The 16,965-nt window shown below is 69.1% G+C and carries 16 protein-coding genes and 1 pseudogene; 11 read left to right on the plus strand and 6 right to left on the minus strand.

Annotation, left to right across the window (positions count from 1 at the left end; genetic code table 11):
* Window positions 1-228: 228 nt before the first annotated feature.
* Complete coding sequence (locus OG758_RS44280; RefSeq protein ID WP_326715080.1) at window positions 229-864, plus strand: maleylpyruvate isomerase N-terminal domain-containing protein; 636 nt, start codon at window positions 229-231, stop codon at window positions 862-864.
* On the opposite strand, the gene OG758_RS44285 is transcribed toward OG758_RS44280, so the two are convergent.
* On the minus strand, window positions 851-1,036 hold the full coding sequence (locus OG758_RS44285; RefSeq protein WP_326716238.1) for a nitrilase-related carbon-nitrogen hydrolase: 186 nt from the start codon (window positions 1,034-1,036) through the stop codon (window positions 851-853). The two genes, OG758_RS44280 and OG758_RS44285, sit on opposite strands and share 14 nt — an antisense overlap.
* Before the next feature lie 4 nt (window positions 1,037-1,040).
* Window positions 1,041-1,814: a FadR/GntR family transcriptional regulator gene (locus OG758_RS44290; protein WP_326715081.1), complete on the minus strand. Its 774-nt coding sequence runs from the start codon at window positions 1,812-1,814 to the stop codon at window positions 1,041-1,043.
* A 254-nt stretch (window positions 1,815-2,068) separates the two neighbouring features.
* Here OG758_RS44290 and OG758_RS44295 point away from each other — a divergent pair, with 254 nt between their 5' ends.
* The 8 genes from OG758_RS44295 to OG758_RS44330 all read left to right on the plus strand — a co-directional run bounded on the left by OG758_RS44295 (window position 2,069) and on the right by OG758_RS44330 (window position 9,944).
* Window positions 2,069-3,445, plus strand: coding sequence for an MFS transporter (locus OG758_RS44295; RefSeq protein ID WP_326715082.1), 1,377 nt, complete (start codon window positions 2,069-2,071; stop codon window positions 3,443-3,445).
* Complete coding sequence (locus OG758_RS44300) at window positions 3,442-5,175, plus strand: dihydroxyacetone kinase family protein (RefSeq protein WP_326715083.1); 1,734 nt, start codon at window positions 3,442-3,444, stop codon at window positions 5,173-5,175. The genes OG758_RS44295 and OG758_RS44300 overlap by 4 nt, the downstream gene beginning before the upstream one ends.
* Before the next feature lie 21 nt (window positions 5,176-5,196).
* Window positions 5,197-5,670 carry a ribose-5-phosphate isomerase gene (locus OG758_RS44305; RefSeq protein ID WP_326715084.1) on the plus strand — a complete coding sequence of 158 codons (474 nt, stop codon included), beginning with the start codon at window positions 5,197-5,199 and terminating at the stop codon, window positions 5,668-5,670.
* On the plus strand, window positions 5,670-6,440 hold the full coding sequence (locus OG758_RS44310; protein WP_326716239.1) for a triose-phosphate isomerase family protein: 771 nt from the start codon (window positions 5,670-5,672) through the stop codon (window positions 6,438-6,440). Before OG758_RS44305 ends, OG758_RS44310 begins: the two co-directional genes overlap by 1 nt.
* Window positions 6,440-7,270: a sugar phosphate isomerase/epimerase family protein gene (locus OG758_RS44315; RefSeq protein WP_326715085.1), complete on the plus strand. Its 831-nt coding sequence runs from the start codon at window positions 6,440-6,442 to the stop codon at window positions 7,268-7,270. Before OG758_RS44310 ends, OG758_RS44315 begins: the two co-directional genes overlap by 1 nt.
* A gap of 2 nt (window positions 7,271-7,272) precedes the next feature.
* Window positions 7,273-8,130, plus strand: a complete 858-nt coding sequence (locus OG758_RS44320; RefSeq protein ID WP_326715086.1) for a phosphogluconate dehydrogenase C-terminal domain-containing protein — start codon at window positions 7,273-7,275, stop codon at window positions 8,128-8,130.
* Between the two features lie 448 nt (window positions 8,131-8,578).
* Window positions 8,579-9,319: a class I SAM-dependent DNA methyltransferase gene (locus tag OG758_RS44325; RefSeq protein ID WP_326715087.1), complete on the plus strand. Its 741-nt coding sequence runs from the start codon at window positions 8,579-8,581 to the stop codon at window positions 9,317-9,319.
* Between the two features lie 490 nt (window positions 9,320-9,809).
* Window positions 9,810-9,944 (plus strand): hypothetical protein, encoded by a 135-nt coding sequence (locus OG758_RS44330; RefSeq protein ID WP_326715088.1) that lies wholly within the window; start codon window positions 9,810-9,812, stop codon window positions 9,942-9,944.
* Window positions 9,945-10,081: 137 nt separating this feature from the next.
* Here the strand turns inward: OG758_RS44330 and OG758_RS44335 are convergent, their stop codons facing one another.
* The 3 genes and pseudogenes from OG758_RS44335 to OG758_RS44345 all read right to left on the minus strand — a co-directional run bounded on the left by OG758_RS44335 (window position 10,082) and on the right by OG758_RS44345 (window position 12,611).
* On the minus strand, window positions 10,082-11,152 hold the full coding sequence (locus OG758_RS44335; RefSeq protein WP_326715089.1) for an NAD(+)/NADH kinase: 1,071 nt from the start codon (window positions 11,150-11,152) through the stop codon (window positions 10,082-10,084).
* Window positions 11,153-11,443: 291 nt separating this feature from the next.
* Window positions 11,444-11,620: pseudogene (locus OG758_RS44340) on the minus strand (aldo/keto reductase); the annotation flags it as partial.
* 13 nt (window positions 11,621-11,633) lie between these two features.
* Window positions 11,634-12,611, minus strand: coding sequence for an aldo/keto reductase (locus OG758_RS44345; RefSeq protein ID WP_326715090.1), 978 nt, complete (start codon window positions 12,609-12,611; stop codon window positions 11,634-11,636).
* Between the two features lie 1,068 nt (window positions 12,612-13,679).
* Between OG758_RS44345 and OG758_RS44350 the strand changes: the two genes are divergently transcribed.
* Together OG758_RS44350 and OG758_RS44355 are read left to right on the plus strand one after the other, a co-directional pair.
* Window positions 13,680-14,954: an RNA-guided endonuclease InsQ/TnpB family protein gene (locus tag OG758_RS44350; RefSeq protein WP_326715091.1), complete on the plus strand. Its 1,275-nt coding sequence runs from the start codon at window positions 13,680-13,682 to the stop codon at window positions 14,952-14,954.
* Window positions 14,955-15,183: 229 nt separating this feature from the next.
* Window positions 15,184-16,200, plus strand: a complete 1,017-nt coding sequence (locus OG758_RS44355; protein WP_326715092.1) for a LacI family DNA-binding transcriptional regulator — start codon at window positions 15,184-15,186, stop codon at window positions 16,198-16,200.
* A gap of 25 nt (window positions 16,201-16,225) precedes the next feature.
* Here the strand turns inward: OG758_RS44355 and OG758_RS44360 are convergent, their stop codons facing one another.
* Window positions 16,226-16,945 (minus strand): GH12 family glycosyl hydrolase domain-containing protein, encoded by a 720-nt coding sequence (locus OG758_RS44360; RefSeq protein ID WP_326715093.1) that lies wholly within the window; start codon window positions 16,943-16,945, stop codon window positions 16,226-16,228.
* Between the last annotated feature and the right edge of the window lie 20 nt (window positions 16,946-16,965).

Below are 16,965 nucleotides of genomic sequence, written 5' to 3' on the forward strand. Positions count from 1 at the left end.
CCGGGGATGACCGCCGACGTCGCCGGGTTTATCGCGTGCGATTACGTGGCTGACCGCGTCCCGATACCCGGCGGCCTTGTGCGCGACACCGACCTCTGACCAGGTCAAGTGCACCACTTTTGTCGGGAGTCGTCACTGGGATGCGGGTTCTGGTCAGGGCGACTTCTTACGGGCTGTGTCGCCCTGTTGCCGGCCTGCATACTGGGGTCGGTCGATGATGGGGGTCTGATGAGTGTCACAGACGCATACCTGGATACCGCGGCTCAGGCGGTGACGTTGCTCGGTGCGCCGGAAGTCGCTTCTTGCTGGGAGAAGGCCAGCGCATTGACGGGCATGACTGTCGGCGGCTTGGCCGGTCATCTCGCGTACCAAGTCTTCAGCGTGACTCCGGCCGTGCAGGAACCGACGTCGCCCGAGGCTCCGATCCCGCTTCTCGAGCACTACGCCCGCGCCGCGTGGATCGATGCCCCACTCGACGGTGAGGTGAACGCCGGCATCCGGGCGAAGGGCGAGGACATCGCGTCCGAGGGCGCCCAAGTGCTGCTGGAGCGCGCCCGCGCGGCACTTGCCGAACAGAAGGTTGCCCTTCCGGTGGTTCGGGATGGCGGGGTCGTGTTCATGCCTCAGACGGGGTGGGCTCTGAGCCTCGACGACTTCCTTGTGACACGCATGATGGAGCTCGCGGTTCACATGGACGACTTGGCCGTCAGCGTGAAAATCGCTGCGCCGGAACTCTCGGCCACGGCATTTGAGCCCGTGCTGACGTTGCTGGCCGGACTCGCCGCCCGCCGCCACGGTCAAGCAGCGTTGCTGCGCGCTTTGGCCCGCGCGGAGCGAGCGCCATCGGCGATCAACGCGCTCTGAGCCGCTCAGGCCTTGGTTGGCTCCACAGGTCGACGCCCTTGGCATACATCGCCGTGTGGAAGAGCGGCATGTGGTTCGCCCGGCAGACAGCCGCGCCGATGCGGGCGCGGCCGGTGTCGATGACAGGCTGACAGGACTGTTTCTCTACCGCGGCCTGGACCAGCTCGTTCAGGAGCTCAGTGCGAGCCTTCCGCGTCCGCCGGGTTCATCGACTCGCGCAGGCGTGCGCTCGCCATCCGCATGTGCTCGGCCATCGCGCGGTCCGCGGCTTCCGGGTCCCGGTCGCGGATGGCTTTGAGGACGGCGTCGTGCTCGCACAGCGTGCCGCTGACCGTGCCCTCGATGTCGCTGACGCGCTCCATCCATACCTGGAGCAGCGCACGGATGCTGTGCAGGATGTCGCTGAGGACCGTGTTGCGGGCGATCGTCGCGCACTCGAGGTGGAAGGCGATGTCGGCGTCGATGAATGCCTTGACGTCGCTGCCCGCCTCCCGCATGTGCCGCAGATGCTCCTCCAGGCGTGCCACGTCCTCGTCCGTCGACCGCTCCGCGGCGAGTCGCGCTGAGACGCCCTCCATGTAGGTGCGCACCTCGACGAGGTCCTGGGTGCGGCGCTGCCCCAGCATCAGGCCCCAGTTGATGGCCCGCGGCAGGAACTCCGAGGTGCCCTCCCGGACGTATGAACCCGAACCCGGCCGGATCTCGATGATGCCGAGCACGTCGAGCGCGGACAGCGCGCCGCGGACGCTGGAGCGCGCCACTCCGAGAGCCTCGGCGAGCTGGCGCTCGGCGGGCAGCCGCGTGCCCGGCTTGATGTTGCCTGCGGAGAGGTGATCGAGGAGACGCTTGGCGACCTCGCTGACCGAGGACTCCCGCACCACGGGGCGCAGGAGTTGGGCGAGGTCGGGCTGGGAGCCGGCGGCGTGGGAGGGCTGACTGGTCACGGTCACCAGTAGACCAGACGGGTCGTCGCCGGTGTCCGTCGGTCGCGTACGGAATCCCTTGCCACCCGCTTTGTCAAGGGTTCGATCATGACGAAGAAGTGCGACGCTCACCACATTGGTAAATTGGTGACCAATTTGGGGATCGGGCATAGCGTGACACGCAGATCGGCCCGTGCGGCGTGCTCAGTGAGCTGTTCCACCCCTCGCGCCGAGAGTGACCCAAGTCCGGACAGAGCTGTCCGGCGAGCCGAGGAGTCGCCATGTCTGCCAGCACCGCGCCGCCCGTGACGGCGACGAGACCAGCCGTCGAAGTGTCGGCGATCAGGAAGATCTCGATCCGCCTCGTGCCGTTCGTGGCCCTGATGTTCTTCGTGAACTATCTGGACCGGACGGCGGTGTCCTTCGCCGAACCCAACGGGATGGGCCAGGACCTGGCGCTGACCGCCGCCCAGTTCGGATTCGCCTCCGGGATCTTCTTCCTCGGCTACATCGTGCTCGAGGTCCCCAGCAACATGGCCCTGCACCGCTTCGGTGCCCGCCGCTGGCTGGCCCGGATCATGGTCAGCTGGGGCATCGTCTCGCTGCTCTTCACCTGGGTGGACAACAGCGGCCAGCTCTACACGCTGCGCTTTCTGCTGGGTGTCGCGGAGGCCGGGTTCTTCCCCGGCGCGATCCTCTTCCTGAGCCAGTGGGTGCCCAGCCGCCACCGCACCAAGATCCTGGGCCTCTTCTATCTCGCGCAGCCGCTGACCACGGTGTTCGGCGCCCCGCTCGCGGGCTGGCTGATCGGTCACCACGGCCTGTTCGGCCTCGAGGGTTGGCGCGTGATGTTCTTGTTCGTGTCGATCCCGGCGATCCTGCTGGGCGTCATCGCCTGGTTCTACCTGATCGACCGCCCGGCCGATGCAAAGTGGCTGACGACCGACGAACGGGACTGGCTGACCAAGGAGCTGGCCGCCGAGAACGCCGGGAAGACCGGCCACGAGGGCCGGCACGCCAAGGGCGACCTGAAGGCCGCCTTCACCAACGGCCGCGTCTGGATCCTCGCCGTCGTCTACTTCGGTTTCGTCTACGGCCTGTACGCGCTCGCGTTCTTCCTGCCGACCATCATCAACGGCTTCCAGGAGCAGTACGGCACCACGTTCAGCGTGATGGACAAGGCCTGGATCACCGCGATCCCGTACCTGCCGGCCGCCGTCGTCCTGTTCTTCTGGACTCGGCACGCCACCCGGCACGGCACCCGCACCTGGCACGTCGCGGGGCCCGCGGTCGTCGGCGGTGTCTCGATCCCGCTGGCCCTCTACATGGGATCGCCCGCGGCCACTGTCGCCGTCATCACGGTCACCGCCTGCGCCATCTTCGCCGCGCTCCCGGTGTTCTGGGCTGTGCCGTCGCGCTTCCTGACCGGGGCGGCCGCCGCGGCGGGCATCGCCCTGATCAACACGACAGGCAACGTGGCCGGGTTCGCGTCCAGCTACATCACCGGCTGGCTGAAGGACTGGACCGGCAGCTACTACCTGGCGCTCTACCTCGTCGGCATCTTCATGCTGCTGTCCGCCGCCCTGATGATCTGGCTCGCCGCCCGCACCTCCTCGTCCCCGTCCGCCCCTTCAGCACCCGCGGAGAACCAGCGATGACCCGCCTGTACAACGACCCCGCCGCCTTCGCCGACGAAGCGCTCGAAGGGTTTGCCGCCGCCCACCGCCGCTGGGTGCGGCCGGTACCCGGGGGCGTGGTGCGGGCCACCGCGAAGACGCCCGGTCAGGTGGCCGTCGTCATCGGCGGCGGCTCCGGCCACTACCCGGCCTTCTCCGGCCTGGTCGGCCAGGGCCTGGCGCACGGCGCCGCCGTCGGCAACGTCTTCGCCTCGCCGTCCGCCCAGCAGATACGTACGGTTGCCAGGGCCGCCGAGTCCGGTGGGGGCGTCCTCCTCCTGTACGGCAACTACGCGGGCGACGTCCTGCACTTCGGGCAGGCCGCCGAGCGACTGAACGCCGAGGGCATCGCCACCCGCACCTTCGCCGTCACCGACGACCTGTCCAGCGCCGCGCCCGACGAGGCCCACAAGCGCCGCGGCATCGCGGGCGACCTGCCCGTCTTCAAGGCCGCGGCGGCCGCCGCCGAACAGGGCCTGCCGCTCGACGAGGTGGCCCGCGTCGCCGCGTACGCCAATGCCCGCACCCGCTCCTTCGGCATCGCCTTCTCCGGCTGCACGCTGCCAGGCGCCGACCACCCGCTGTTCACGGTCCCCGAGGACCGGATGGCCGTCGGCCTCGGCATCCACGGCGAACCCGGCATCGGCGAAGCGGCCGTGCCCACCGCCGACGAGGCCGCCGAACTCCTCGTCTCCACGCTCCTGAAGGAACTCCCCGACGGGGTCACCGCACCGGACGGGCAGCGCGCCGCCGTGATCCTCAACGGGCTCGGCTCGGTCAAGTACGAGGAACTCTTCGTCGTGTACCGGCGCGTGGCCCGGCTCCTCGCGGACGCGGGCGTGCAGACCGTCGACCCCGAGGTCGGTGAACTCGTCACCAGCTTCGACATGGCGGGCATCTCCCTCACCCTGACCTGGCTCGACGCCGGCCTCGAAGCACTGTGGACCGCGCCCGCCGACGCCCCCGCCTACCGCAAGGGCAGCATGCCCGAGGCGGTCGCCGCGGAGGAGGACGAGGCGTCGTACGAGACCGGGAGCGGGCCGGAGCCGTACGTCGCGAGCGACGACTCGCGGAAGGCCGCCGCCACCGCGCTCGACGCGCTGAGCCGCATCAAGGAGACCGTCGACGCGCACGCCGACGAGCTGGGTCGCATCGACGCCGTCGCGGGTGACGGCGACCACGGCATCGGCATGCAGCGAGGATCCGCCGCGGCCTACGAAGCCGCCCTGCAAGCGCAGGAGTTGGGCGCCGGGGCCCATTCGCTGCTGACCGCCGCCGGTGACGCCTGGGCCGACCGGGCGGGCGGCACCTCCGGAGCCCTGTGGGGCATCATCCTCCGCTCGATCGCCGACGTGCTCGGTGACACCGAACGGCCGACCCCGACGACACTCGCCCACGGAGTCCGGCAGGCGTCCGACAGTGTCCGCAGGACCGGCGGCGCCGAGGTCGGCGACAAGACCATGGTCGACGTCCTCGTCCCGTTCGCCGAGGCACTCGGCCAACAGGTCGGCGAGGGGGCCGAGTTGACCGCCGCCTGGGCCGCGGCCGCGGACGTCGCCGAGCAGGCCGCCCGCGACACCGCCCGGCTCGTCCCACGCATGGGCCGCGCCCGGCCGCACGCCGAGAAGTCCCTCGGCACCCCCGACGCCGGCGCCCACTCCCTCGCCCTGATCGTCCGAGCCGTCCACGGCGCGCTCGCCACCTGCCAGTAACTCCCTTTAAGGAAGCGCCACATGAGCGAGAAGCTGCGGATCGTCGTCGGCTGCGACGACGCCGGATACCAGTACAAGGAGGCCCTCAAGGCGGACCTCCAGGCGAGCGGCCTGGTCGCCTCAGTCACCGACGTGGGCGTCGACGCCGACGGGCACACCGCCTACCCCGAGATCGCCATCGCCGCCGCCGAGACGGTGGCGCGCGGCGACGCCGACCGGGCGCTGCTCGTCTGTGGCACCGGCCTCGGCGTGGCGATCGCCGCCAACAAGGTCAAGGGGATCCGCGCCGTCACCGCCCACGACTCCTTCTCCGTGGAACGCGCGATCCTCTCCAACAACGCCCAGGTGCTGACCTTCGGGCAGCGTGTCGTCGGCCTGGAACTGGCGCGCCGGCTCGCCGCCGAGTGGCTCACGTACCGCTTCGACGACTCCTCGCCCTCCGCGGCGAAGGTCCGGCTGATGAGCGACTACGAGAACGAGCCCGAGGCCGCGTGATGACTGCCCCCGTCCTGCTCGGGGTGAGCCTGAAGATGTACTTCGGCCACCACGAGACCCTCAACTGGTCCCGAAAGATTGTCCAGTTGGCCGATCAGCACCCCGCCGTCACCAGCGGCGCAGCCCGCCTGTTCGTCCTCCCCGCCTTCCCGGCGATCGTGCCCGTGGCCGGCATCCTCGCGCGCAGCGGCGTCGACGTCGGCGCGCAGGACATAGCCACGGAGGACGTCGGCGCCTATACGGGCGAGGTCTCCGGGCCGTACCTGAAGGAGATCGGCTGCCGATACGCCGAGGTCGGCCACGCCGAGCGCCGCCGCCTCTACGGCGAGGGCGACACCGTCGTCGCGGCGAAGACCGCGGCCGCCCTGCGCAACGGACTCACCCCAGTCCTGTGCGTCGGCGAACTGGACCCGGTCGAGCCGGAGGAGGCCGCCCGCCGCACTCTCGCCGAGGCCGCGCGCCTGTTGTACGGCATGCGCGGCAAGGTCGTCCTCGCGTACGAACCCCAGTGGGCCATCGGCGCGCCCGAGCCCGCCTCCGCCGAGCACATCACCACGGTGTGCGCGGCGCTGGGGGAGTGGCTGAACTCCCGCTCCCAGCATGCCGGTTCGACCGTCATCTACGGCGGCAGCGCGGGCCCCGGACTGCTCAGCCGCCTCGGCGGCTCGGTCGGCGGCCTCTTCCTGGGCCGCTTCGCCCACGACCCGGCCGCCGTCGGCCGGATCCTCGACGAGATCGAGGCCCCGGCCTCCCCGGTGGCGGTGGCGTGATGGCGTACGGCATCAGTACCTACGCGTACTTCTGGCGGATCTCGGAACGCGCGCCCAAGCCGCTGTCCCTGCTCGACATGCTCGTCGACACCAAGGAGCAGGGCGGCGAGGTCTTCCAGATCTGCGACTACCCGGCCATCGAGTCGTACGACCGCACGCGCCTGGCCGACATCCGGGACGCCGCACGGGACCTGGGCCTGTGCCTGGAACTCGGCACACGTGGCGTGCGTCTCGAGCACCTGGCCAAGTACCTCGCCATCGCACAGCAGTTGGAAGTCACGCTCGTCCGCTCGATGATGAACACCGTCGACCACCGGCCGGGCGTCGACGAGGCCGTCGCGCTGCTGCGACAGACGCTGCCCGGGTACACGCAGGCGGGGGTGACCCTTGGCCTGGAGACCTATGAGCAGGTCTCCACCGACGACCTGCTCGCCGTGGTGACGGGCGTCGACAGCGAGCGCCTCGGTGTCGTCCTCGACCCCGGCAACAGCGTCGCCCGCCTGGAACGCCCCGTCGACGTCGTCGATGCGACCGCCCCGTACGTGGTGAACATCCACGTCAAGGACTTCGCCTTCACCCGCCGCGACGGCTGGGTCGGCTTCACCTACGCCGGCGCCCCGCTGGGTACCGGTCTCCTCGACTACGACGGCATGATCGCCGCCGTCCGCCCGCAGGAGCGCGGCATCAACCAGATCGTGGAGCACTGGCTCCCGTGGCAGGACGAGGGCTTCGACGCCACCGCCCGGCTCGAACACCAGTGGACGCAGCACAGCATCAGCACCCTGCTGAGCACCACCCCTTTGAGCACCACCCCTTTGAGGAGCGAATGACCATGGCCACCGAGAACAAGACCGTCGCCGTCATCGGGGCCGCCGGCAAGATGGGCCAGCGAGTCTCCAACAACCTGGTCGAGAGCGACTTCCGCGTGCTCTTCAGCGAGGCCTCCGAGAAGGGGCAGGAGCTGATCCGCTCGCTCGGCCGCGACCTCACCGACTCCGACGTCGCAGCCAAGGAAGCCGACGTCGTCATCCTGGCAGTGCCGGACATCGTCCTCGGCAGCGTCTCCGAGCAGCTGGTGCCCCTGATGAAGCCGGGCGCCGTCGTCCTCACCCTCGACCCGGCCGCCGCCTACGCGGGCCTGCTGTTCGCCCGCGACGACGTCCACTACGCCTGCGCCCACCCCTGCCACCCGTCCGTCTTCCTGGAGCGGACCACCAAGGAGGAATGGCAGGACACCTTCGGCGGCATCGCCGCGCCGCAGGAGGTCGTGGCCGCGTACGAGGGCGGCGACGCCGAGAAGCAGGCCCTCGCCGACTCCGTCATCCGCGTCATGTACGCCCCCGTCGTCGACGTCCACTGGGTGACCGTCAAGCAGCTCGCCGTCCTGGAGCCGACCCTCGTCGAGACCATCGCCTGCATGGTCGGCGCGCTGCTCACCGAGGCGCTCCACGAGACGGTCCACACCGTCGGCGTCCCCGAGAAGGCCGCCCGAGCGATGCTGCTCGGGCACACGCAGGTCGCCCTCGCCAACACGCTGAAGGGATCCAACCCCTTCTCCGACGCCTGCCTCATCGCGATGGACTACGGCCGCGAGTCGATCGTCCGCGACGACTGGAAGAAGGTCTTCGACGACGCGGAGCTCGACAAGGTCATCACACGGATGCTGAAGATCAAGGAGATCAAGCGCTGACAGTCACCCGGTATCAAGTCACCGTCAGGACGAGCCTTCCGTGGGCCCGGTGGGAGGCTCAGGCTCTTCCTGGCCCCGGTGGCGGTGGCGAAGGGTGGGCGCTGTCGATCAGAGAACGGACGATGCCGTCGGTGACCGCCGCGGCAGAAGCTGAGCCCTCCTGGCGGCAATGAAGGCGCACGAACGGCCGCAGCCGCAGGGAAGCCTGCAGTCAGCTGAGCCGCTCGTCAGTTCGCCGGGCCATCAAAAAGTCCCTCAAGCACCACCAAGTAGCGGGGCTCAGGCAACGATGGCACGCCTGGATTCAGTAGCTGGGCGGCAGCATCGCTCGTTCTCATCGATATTCCAGGACTCTGTGATCACTAAGCGCTGCCCAAAGCCACAGACTCGGCCGGAGCAAGGGAAATGGGTCGACAGCGCCGCGCAGTACCCGGCAAAGTGGGCGCCCGTGACGAGCAGTGAACTGTGGACCCGTGAGACCGCTGAGCGCTACGACACCGAGGAGACCGAGACATCCTCGGCCGCCGCTCTCGGACCGACCCTCGCCTTCCTCGCCGAGCTCGCCGGAGACGGCCGGGCACTGGAGTTCGCCATCGGGACCGGACGAGTGGGCGTCCCGCTCCGGGAACTCGGCGTGCCGGTAGTCGGCATCGAACTGTCCGAGCACATGGCAGCGGTGCTGCGGCGCAAGACCGACGAGGACACCCTTCCGGTGGTCATCGGAGACATGGCCACCACCGCCGTCCCCGGCGAGTTCACTCTGGTCTATCTCGTCTACAACACCATCTCGAACCTGCTCACGCAGGACGAGCAGGTCGAGTGCTTCCGCAACGCCGCACGTCATCTGGAGCCCGGCGGCCGATTCGTCATCGAGCTGGGCGTGCCGCCGCTGCGGTTCCTGCCGCCCGGCCAGGTCGCGGTACCGTTCGACGTCTCTGAGCGGCATCTCGGCTTCGACACCTTCGACCTGGTCGAACAGATTCTCGTCTCACACCACTTCACCCGCGACAGCGACGACGGCCGCTACCGCCGCGGTAACTCCCGGCACCGGTACGCATGGCCGGCAGAGCTCGACCTGATGGCACGGATCGCTGGGCTTGAGGTGGAACGTCGTATCGCGGACTGGGACGGAGAGCCGTTCACCCAGGACTCCGCGAAGCACATCTCCGTCTGGCGCAAGCCAACCTGAGGCCGGCCGCCGGGCCGTCAGCGGAGTTGTATTGCATGTACCTCCAGGACCCGGTCAACCAGGGCGTCAACGTTTCCCCAGAAAGACAGGACGGCCTGCCACAACCTGGTGACGTCCATGTACCGGACCGGACCGGACCGGACCGGACCGGACCGGCCCGCCCATCCGCAGTCGGCCCGCGCGTCACTTTGGTTGGTACTCGACCGAGCTGCGTGCCGTCATCACCCGAATCCAGACCGCTGGGAGCGCCCAGCCAATCGGAACGTCAGGAATCGCCGACAGCAACCCCGATCGCATCACCCGGTGGCGGTCCTGGCAGTGAGCCAGCGGTGGCTCGCGACGGGCTTGGCCGGTCAACCCCGCCCACCTCGGAGTCAACGTGTTCAACGTGTTTCCCGCCGTGGACTGGGAGAAGGTCGTCGTGATCGGCATTCGCCTACAACATCGGACTGGCATCGGAGGGGCCGCACCTCCGCTGATCGGTGCCACGATGACCGCCGCTCACGGTGCGTTCTCGTTCGGCCTGTTCCTGGCCTTCCTGTGCCTGGTCAGCCTGCTCAGCGCGCTCGGCCTGCCGGAGACCCGCGGACGGGACCTCACCGACGTCCTGGCGCCCCCGCGCTGACCTACGGCCGCATCGTTTCCGAGCCGCCGACTTCGCCGGATCGCCGCCGTAGCCCCGGAGGCCGCATGGGACGAGGGCCGGCGGGCCGCCTCGTGTGTGAGGGGGTGTCAGACGGCTCGGCGAGGCGCCCGAGGCCGTCACTGACCGAGGGAAGGATCCGGTACCGGCAGCATCTCGAGATGGGCGATGTCCGCGGGCGGAGGCGTGGAGATGGACCACAACCGGGGCGGGCATCCGTCGGCGACGGCGGCCGGGGCGTCGGTGAGGTTCATCCTCTCTCGCAAGCGGCCGTAGAAATCCATCGATGCGAGGCGTACAGCCCGCAGGCGGCGTGGGGCGGCGTACACAGCGATCCAGTCGCCTGGATCCAGCACGCCTCGGAGCTGGCCGTCGATGCTGACGGCCGCCTGCCCGGACCGTTCGAGGATGCGCAGGGCGACGGGTTCGTCGAGGGCGGCGACGATGGACCGGTTGAACGCCATGTGCGGGGCCACGGGTGTGAAGACGAGGGCGTCGGCGCGGGGGGAGACGACGGGCCCGCCGGCGGCGAAGCTGTAGGCGGTCGAGCCTGTCGGGGTGGCCACCAGTAGCGCGTCGGCGGAGTAGGACGCCAGCAGTCGGCCGCAGATGTAGACGCCGACCGACACTTGGCGGTCTCTGGTGAGCTTTTCCACGACGATGTCGTTGAGCGCGGTGACGTTCAAGGGGGTACCCCACTCGTCGTCGCCCTTGAGGTCCGGGTGTACCGGGGGCGGCCGCATCAGTCGCCCATGGCCGTACTGCACCCAGTCCTCCACGTCCTTGGGAACCTCCAGGCGACGGGAGGCCCGCAGCGCGAGCAGCATGCGACTGTCGACCTTGAACCGTCCCTCGTGCACCGCGTCCAGCGCCGAACGCACGTCCTCGGCCGACACATCCGTCAAAAATCCCACGCGCCCCAGGTCGACTCCCAGAACCAGCGCATCGTCCTCCACGGCGAGCCGTGCGCCGCGTAGGAAGGTGCCGTCCCCGCCCAGCGTGACGATGAGATCGGGATGGTCGGCGGCATCGAGCTCCGCACGGTCGTCACGAGGCCCACCGTTGTGCCACACATCGATGTCCGTGGACCGCACGGCGTTCTCATCGCACCATGCACGGACGACCCGACCTGCTTCTACGGCCTCAGCGCGCCCGCCGTGAACGACGAGGCCGACTCGGCGCACCGACAATTTCGCCTCCGAAGGTGACCGCGTGCCTCGACCGATCCGGCCGGCCGCGTCTCGTTGTGACTGCTGCCCCGGTGAGTGCAGCGGTCACAACGGCGAGGTCGGCGCGCGCCGCGCCGACCGGACGCGCTTTTGGCTCGTACGGCGCATCGTGTTCGGTACGTCCTCGGCACCTGCGCCCGGACCGCGGGCGCCCGCTTCACGGCGGGGCTGCGGCAAAGGGGGTATCGGCCCCCACGCCGCAGCCGAAGCCCTGGGCCAGGGGCGCCACGTCAAGGCTCAGGCCCGCGACGTTCAGCTGTCCAGTCGCCGGGCGCTGAGCCAGTTGACGATCTCAGGGTCGTGGTGGTCGAAGAAGAGCGTGGCCCCGGTGTCCAGGAGGGCGATGGACGCCATCTCGTCGTCGGTGAGCTCGAAGTCGAAGAAGTCGAGGTTCTCCGCCATGCGCTCGGGACGATGTCTCTTCCTTATGGGCGCGGGTGGGTCAGCGCTCGAGCATCTTCAGCTGGGCTTCGTTGTGCGTGGCGCCGGCCGCGGGCGGGAGGTTCGTCAGTCGGTCGAGCTGGGTGGGGGTGAGCCGGAGGGCGTCGGCTGCGGCGTTCTCCTCGAGGCGGGTCACGCGCTTGGTGCCGGGGATGGGAGCGATGTTGTCGCCCTGGGCCAGCAGCCAGGCGATGGCGACCTGGGCGGGGGTGGCACCGGCCTCGGCGGCGACCTCCTTGACCTCGTCTGCCAGACGCAGGTTGTGCTGGAAGTTGTCACCGGTGAAGCGCGGGTTGTCCCGCCGGAAATCGTCCTTGTCGAAGCCCTCGGTGGAGCGGATCGTTCCGGTGAGGAAGCCGCGTCCCAGCGGCGAGAACGGGACGAAGCCGATACCGAGTTCGCGCAGCGCCGGAAGGACGCGGGCTTCGGGGTCGCGGGTGAAGAGGGAGTACTCGGACTGGACGGCGCTGACCGGCGTGACGGCGTTCGCACGCCGGATGGTGTCGGGCCCGGCCTCGGACAGGCCGAACGCGCGGACCTTGCCCTCGGCGATCAGCTCGCCCACGGCGCCCGCCGTCTCCTCGATGGGGACGTTCGGGTCGACCCGGTGCTGGTAGTAAAGGTCGATGTGGTCCGTGCCGAGACGGGCGAGCGATCCTTGCACGGCGGTGCGGATGTTGGCCGGGCTGGAATCCTGATTCCCCGGCCCGTCGCCCTCGTGTGACACCAGGCCGAACTTCGTCGCCAGCACCACCTGGTCGCGGCGCCCCTTCAGGGCACGTCCGAGCAGTTCCTCGTTGGTGTACGGACCGTAGATCTCGGCGGTGTCGATGAAGCTGACGCCGAGCTCCAGGGCGCGGTGGACGGTACGGATGGACTCCGCCTCGTCGGTCCCCGCGCCGGTGTAGGCCTGGGACATGCCCATCGCCCCGAGACCGATCCGGGAAACGTCCAGGTCACGCAGGTGGATGTGGTGCATCAGTGCTCTCCGCTCCGTTGTCTTCGGGCTGGTTCCGCTCCGGTCCGGTCTGCCGGTGGTCGCCGCTCGCGGGCTTGCGGGCGCGGGTGCCGAGACCGGACGCTGCACGGCGGCGCGCGCGGCCCGTCACCCGTGTCGCAGGGGCGGGCCGTGTGGCCGTACGTCTCGCCGGAAGCGTACGGCCAGGTTGCCTCCGTATTCGTGTTTGCGCGCCCTCGCTGAGGGGCCGAGCTGTTCAGGGGGATGACAGGGCCCCCCACGGTTGGCCGAGCGGCCTGCAGTCCGCGCAGCCGTCCCTCCCCCCAGCCACCGGTTTCCGCGATCGCGGCGGACGGCGAGGCTCCTGCACCGCGCCCTTCCGATACACCTGCGGATCTGTCCGGGCGGCACCTGCGTTTCACCCTCGAACACGATCAGGCCCAGGGCCTCGGCGCCTGCACGGCGCCGCTCCGGAAACCCCGATCACGACGCCCTGGCCCGTGCCCTGTGCCTCGACGCGTATGAGCTGGGTGAGGAAACGAAGCTTCTGCGTGGGCGGGGCAGGGAAAGCGGATTGGTCGGCAAGGCGGATCGGCGTCCTCCCGGCGACGGGGCGAGGTAGCCCCACAGTGATCAAGTGCTCTCAACTGTCAGTCCTCCCGAGTAGGTTCGGGTGCATGAGGACATCAGCGAGGGCGGAGAGTGCCGGGCATGCCTGGTACACCTTCCGTGTGCGCGTGTCGAAGGCGGCCCGGGGTGCGCTCCAAGCCGAGTGGGACCGGTGCCGGTGGCTCTGGAACGAATGTGTGGCCAAGTCCAAGGCCATGTACCTGCACAACAAGGCCACCGGTGGGAGTGCGGGCCGGTGCAGCTCGCGGACGTGCTGTCGCAGGCGCTTGCCCGCACGGCGTGGCTGCGTGAGGGTGCATGCGTTCCTCTTCAGCGTGCTCTTGCGAGGAACCCCGGGGGTTCACCCCCGGGAGGAATCGCATCCTGTGGTGGCGATGCGCAGCATCGCCGCGGCAACGGGCGCGGAGCGCACGCAAGAAACCGGGCCGCAGCGCCCGGCGAGGAATGTGCGCTGTTCGAATGCCGGTACGTCAGGCGGCGGGTAGCGTCACGGTCGTGAAGTTAACCGTGCAGGTGAAACTCCTGCCGATGCCCTTGCAGGCGGCGGCACTTGAGGAAACCCTGCACGCCTGCAATCAGGCCGCGACCTGGGTGTCGTCCGTGGCGTTCGAGAAGGACGTCAAGCGCAACTTCGCCCTGCGTGAGCACACCTATACGGCGGTCAAGGACCGGTGGGGGCTCGGAGCCCAGGCCGCCCAGCACGTCATCAAGAAGACCTGCGACGCCTACACCACGCTCAAGGCGAACCTCAAGGCCGGAAACCTCGGCAAGCCCTCCTCCAAGCGCTACCGGCGGGCCGTCGAGAAACCGATCGCCTTCCGCCCGGAGGGCGCGCAGCCGTATGACGACCGGATGCTGTCCTGGCAGTACACGCAGCGCACGGTGTCGATCTGGACCCTGTCGGGCCGGATGAAGCAAGTGGCGTTCACCGCCGCTCCCGAACATTTGGCCCGCCTGGCTCTGTGCCGCAAGGGTGAGTCGGACCTGTTGTTCCGTGACGGCATGTGGTTCCTGATCGCGACCTGCGAGGTCCCCGAGGCCGAACTCAACACCAACGTGGTGGAGTTCCTCGGGATCGATCTGGGGATCGTGAACATCGCGACCACCTCGGACGGTCAGATCATGGCCGGACGCCGCCTGAACCGCGGGCGCCTGCGCGAGCGCACCCTGCGTCAAAAACTCCAGCGCAAGAACACCCCGTCCGCCAAGCGGCGCCTGAAGAGGCGGCGTCGTAAGGAGGCGCGGCGGGGACGGGACATCAACCACAAGATCGCGAAGCATGTGGTGGCCGAGGCAGAACGCACCGGTCGCGGAATCGCCCTGGAAGACCTCACGGGCATCCGCGCACGGGTACGGCTTCGCAAGCCCCAACGGGCCACCCTCCACTCCTGGGCCTTTGCTCAGCTCGGAGATTTCATTACGTACAAGGCCCGCAAGGCAGGGGTACCGGTGGTGCACGTCAATCCGGCGTACACCTCCCGCACCTGCGCCCAATGCGGGCACATCGACAAAGCGAACCGGGCCTCCCAGGCCCGATTTGCATGCCGGTCCTGCGGATTCGTTGATCACGCAGACCGCAACGGCTCCCGCAACATCCGCCACCGTGCGGAAGAGTTGTGGCGACGCGGGGCGCAGTCAACCGCCCCAGACCCACCCCCGAACACCGGGCGTGGGACAGGACGCAAACGCAGCGCCACAGCCAGTGGCGCCCGTTGTGCAAGCCCGGGACTTTGAGTCCCGGGTGATTGACTAGCTGATACGCGATTTCGGCAGGTCCGCGCCAAGGCGCCCATCCCTTGCGAAGACTTCCTCCGGCAGCTCCGCGCGTCGAAGCGCTTCGACGGACTTATGGACAGGCGACCGTCGATCCCCATAGGGTCGACAGGTCGAACGGGCACGGGCAACCCGCGCCCGTCGCAGCGCCTCGCGTCGGCGTCCCCTCGTCACAGCTCAGGAGAACGACATGGTCACGCTCGCAGAGGTCGCCCGGCACGCCGGAGTCTCCGCCAGCACCGTGAGCTACGCCCTCAGCGGCAAGCGTTCTATCTCCGCGGCCACCCGCGAGCGCGTCGAGAACAGCGTCCGCAAGCTGGGGTACCACCCGAACGCGGGCGCCCGGGCGCTGGCCAGCAGCAGGTCGAACATCATCGCCCTGATGGTGCCTCTGCGCACCGACATGTACGTGCCGGTGATGATGGAGATCGCGATGGCCGTCGCCACCGCCGCCCGCACCCACGGCTACGACATCCTGTTGCTCACCGGCGAGGAGGGCGCCGAGGCGGTGCGCCGCATAGAGGGCAGCGCGCTCGCCGACGCCATGATCGTGATGGATGTCGAACTGGACGACGAGAGGCTGCCGCTGCTGCGTGCCGCGAACCGGCCCGCCGTCCTCATCGGCCTGCCGTCCGACACCACCGGACTGAACTGTGTGGACCTCGACTTCGCCGCCGCCGGAGCAGTGTGCGCCGAGCACCTCGCCGACCTCGGGCACCGTGAGATCGCCGTCATCGGCGAGGCCGCCGCCGTGTACGAGCGGCACACCGGATTTGCCGAACGGACCCTGACGGGCCTGCGGGAGCGCAGCGCCGAGTTGGGTCTGCGACTGCTCCACCGACCTTGCGAAGGCAGCTACGCCTCGGTCGCAGCAACGTTGTCGCGGGTCTTCGACGAGCGCCCCGGCACGACCGCGTTCGTCGTGCAGAACGAGGCGGCCACCGACCCGCTGCTCGCCCTGCTGCGCCAGTCGGGCCGCGCCGTCCCCGAGGACGTCTCCGTCGTCGCTGTCTGCCCCGAGCAGGTCGCCGCGCACGCGTCCGTGCCCCTCACCTCGGTCGCGGTGCCCGCGCAGGAGATGGGGCGGCGCGCCGTGGAGCAGGTCATCGCGAAGATCGAGGGGCGCGGCTCGGACGAGGAAGTCATGCTGCTGGCACCGGAGTTGACGGTGCGCGAGAGCGCGGCCCAGGCGCCCGCCGGAACCTGAGCCGCGCGTCCCTCGGTGTGCGGGGTCAGCTGCTGGAGACCTTGAAGCTGTTGGTGGTGAAGTCCAGACCGCCGGCCGACGACGTGATCTCGTAGCCGAACTGCACGTCACCGATGGTCTCGTCGCCCCACCAGCCCTTGGTGTCCTTGATCCACTTGAGGATCGGCAGGACGTTCACCGTGCCGGACGTCGAGTCCGAGGTGCGCAGGAACGAGAAGACCTCGTTGGCCCCGTTGTTGCCCTTGTAGACGGTCCAGGTGTGCCCGCCCAGGGTGACGTTGCCCTGCGAGGTGCCGAGCGGGCCGACGGCTCCGTTGTAGTTGACCCAGAGCATGACCTCGTAGTCGTAGTCGCTGTCCCAGATGTCGTACGACGTGTTGTACGCGCCCGACGACGGCACCGTCACGTTGTAGCTGCTGGTGAGGGAGGACAGCGAACTGATCGATTTGTTCACGACCTTCTTCGCGTTCGGGTAGGACTTGATGCCGCCCGTGTTCGGGTGGTCGGCCCAAACACCCCAGTTCGACGAGGAGTTGGCCCAGATCGTCTGTGCACCCGCGCCCGAGCCCCAGATGTTGTTGTAGAGGGTGTAGCCGTCCGAGGTGGTGTAGTTGCCCCACTGGTCGGAGGAGGACCAGATCGCCGCCTGTGCGGGGGAGGTGGCGAGGGCGAGCAGTGCGCCGCCCGCGAGGACGGAGCCGAGGAGCGTGCGGCGGCGCAGGGAGTGTCTTGCGGTGGGTGCCATGGTGTCCCTTCCATGGTTGG

Source organism: Streptomyces sp. NBC_01474 (assembly GCF_035918215.1).
Lineage (GTDB): Bacteria > Actinomycetota > Actinomycetes > Streptomycetales > Streptomycetaceae > Streptomyces > Streptomyces aureus.